2 protein-coding genes and 1 pseudogene are annotated in these 1,935 nt (G+C 60.9%); 2 read left to right on the forward strand and 1 reads right to left on the reverse strand.

Annotated elements, in window-relative coordinates; genetic code table 11:
• The first annotated feature begins 213 nt into the window (after positions 1-213).
• Together lgt and tsaE are read left to right on the forward strand one after the other, a co-directional pair.
• On the forward strand, positions 214-1,068 hold the full coding sequence (gene lgt, locus NW848_RS16165) for a prolipoprotein diacylglyceryl transferase (RefSeq protein WP_011429964.1): 855 nt from the start codon (positions 214-216) through the stop codon (positions 1,066-1,068).
• 3 nt (positions 1,069-1,071) lie between these two features.
• Positions 1,072-1,692, forward strand: a complete 621-nt coding sequence (tsaE, locus tag NW848_RS16170) for a tRNA (adenosine(37)-N6)-threonylcarbamoyltransferase complex ATPase subunit type 1 TsaE (protein ID WP_099812231.1) — start codon at positions 1,072-1,074, stop codon at positions 1,690-1,692.
• A gap of 75 nt (positions 1,693-1,767) precedes the next feature.
• On the opposite strand, the pseudogene NW848_RS16175 reads toward tsaE, so the two are convergent.
• Positions 1,768-1,899 (reverse strand): annotated as a pseudogene (locus tag NW848_RS16175) (hypothetical protein); the annotation flags it as partial.
• Positions 1,900-1,935 lie beyond the last annotated feature (36 nt).

A 1,935-nucleotide genomic window follows, 5' to 3' on the forward strand; every position in this document is an offset into this window, starting at 1 on the left:
CCTGCATTCTAACATTGTCGCCTTGTTACCCCCAGCGGATCCCTTGATCTCCCTCCAATTGCAGTCAGCTCGTACCTTGCCTCGGTTCCAAGCTCCCCTCTCCCTGAGGGAGAGGGGCTGGGGGTGAGGGCCGCTCCCTGAGGGAGAGGGGTTGGGGGTGAGGGTCGCAGAACAGGTAGAGTGAGCTAGAAAGACCGGTTTAGGAATACTGCCGTGTTCACGACCCTGGTGTTGCGATCCCCCGGTCCAATTGTGTTTAGCTGGGGGCCATTCAGCCTACGCTGGTATGGCCTGCTGATCGGCTTAGCAACCGTTTTGGGCCTGTTTCTAGCTCGCCACCTGGCGGCACGGCGCGGTCTTCCCCCCAATTCCATGTCCGATCTGCTGCCGTGGCTGGTGGTGGGATCCCTGCCCCTTGCCCGTTTTTACTACGTGGCTTTTGAGTGGGAGCGATATCGAGATGGCCCTTGGTGGAAAGTCCTGGCCCTCTGGCAGGGGGGAATGGCCATCCATGGCGCTTTGCTCGGGGGCACTGCAGCGCTTTACCTGTTTGCCCACCGGCATCGGCTCAACTTCTGGCTGCTGGCCGATTGCATCGTTCCTTCCCTCAGCCTTGGCCAGAGCATCGGTCGCTGGGGCAACTTCTTCAACAACGAGGCCTATGGAAAGGCTTTGTCTCCGGCTAGTTCTCTGTGGATCCAACTGCAGCTCCCCGACGGATCCCGCGTGCATCCCACTTTTTTGTACGAATCCCTCTGGAACCTCGGCCTCTTCGGGATCCTGCTCTTTTTGAACTATCGGCGCCAGCCTCCGCCCGGTAGCCTCCTGGGCCTCTACCTGCTGGGGTATAGTCTTGGACGCTTCTGGATCGAGGGGCTGCGCGCCGACAGCCTCATGCTGGGGCCCCTGCGGGTGGCCCAGGGGGTGAGCCTACTGCTCATCGGAGCTGGCCTGGCCCTGATGCTGACCGCTCAAAGACGTGCTTCTGCTCACCTGAGCCCAGTGAGGCCCTCACCCGCTCTCTCGACAGGGATCCCTGCCCCTGAGCACCCCCCGAAGGAGCCGTAAGCCATGGCGAGCGCACGAGATGAAGAGCTTTGGCAACAAGCTTCCCCTCTGGTGTTGTCCTCTGCCGCTGCCACCCAATCGCTGGCGGCCCTGGTGGCTCAGGCCGCCGTTCGCCTCCTCAGAGGCCCGCAACACAGCCCCCAGCGCAGGAGCAAGACAGACTCCCCTCCCGGCCTGGTGATCCTTCTAGAGGGCAATCTGGGCAGCGGCAAAACCACCTTTGTGCAGGGGCTGGGGCAAGGGCTGGGGATCCCGGAGCCCATCGACAGCCCCACCTTCGTGCTGGTGCAGGAATACCACACGGGACGGATCCCTCTTTTTCATTGCGATCTCTACCGTCTAGAGTCCGCCTCTGGCGGAGCCGAGTCCTCAGCTCTGGACGATCTGGGGCTGGAAGAACTTTGGAGCCAAGCTGGGATCACCGCCATCGAGTGGCCTCAGTACCTGCCCTACTGGCCAGCAACCTACCTCTGGCTGTGCCTAGAAGCCCATCCCCAGGCAGAGGGATCCCGCCTGCTGTATGCCAAGGGCAAAGGATCCCAGCTCGCCCACCTTTGGCAACAAGTTCTCTCTCAATTCACCCAGCAAGACCCTCAAGAGAACGGGATTCTCTTCTCCTCCTGAAAGGGGATCCCGAATTCGTATGGACTTACCCTCAACCCAAGAGCCAAAACTCGCGCAACTGAAAAGACGGAGCTCACTTTCCTCGGCAATAGCCACGCCATCCCCTTCTCGCAAGGGCAGCCCGTTCAGAGTCGCATTGCCCCGGGCTACCTGCAGCCACCCATAACGCTCCTTATCCAAGCGTTGGCTGGTGGGTGGTATTGACATATGGGTTGAGGTGGGGGTAAGGTAGTAAAGCGCCAG

The sequence above is a fragment of the Synechococcus sp. RC10A2 genome, from assembly GCF_047502605.1.

Excerpts from the sequence above, each read along its gene's own strand:
- tsaE (WP_099812231.1), top strand. The coding sequence starts at position 1,072 with ATGGCGAGCGCACGAGATGAAGAGCTTTGGCAACAAGCTTCCCCTCTG.